This is a genomic window from Bartonella sp. OT172YNZD, assembly GCF_042193725.1.
Lineage (GTDB): Bacteria > Pseudomonadota > Alphaproteobacteria > Rhizobiales > Rhizobiaceae > Bartonella > Bartonella grahamii_A.
This window is the reverse complement of record NZ_JBHILZ010000103.1, coordinates 1-287: the sequence shown is the minus strand read 5'-3', so window position 1 is coordinate 287 and position 287 is coordinate 1. Positions and strand designations below refer to the sequence as shown.

The 287-nt window shown below is 39.4% G+C and carries 1 pseudogene; it reads right to left on the bottom strand.

Annotated elements, in window-relative coordinates:
* Positions 1–168: 168 nt before the first annotated feature.
* Positions 169–287: pseudogene (locus ACFIJS_RS09255) on the bottom strand (DNA-binding protein); the annotation flags it as partial.

Here is a 287-nt window from a genome sequence, read left to right as displayed (position 1 = left end):
CAAAGAGGTTAAGCCTAGCAATCAAAAGGAATTTGTCCCTTATGATGAAGAACTTACTCTTTATGCTAAAGCTGATAAGACAGTCCAAGCAGGTCAAGCAAGTATAGTCATTGAATTTGTGACCAATCACTGAAATTTAGGGGAGAGATCTATTAGCTTCCCCTCAGTTTATGAATTAGCAGATTGTACCGAGAGTTGTAAATTAAGGGCAGATAAGACAGCAACTAAGGTAGAAAGTTTAGGGTCACCTGTTTTGCTTAAAGAGCGGTATAATCCGCTGCGTTCTC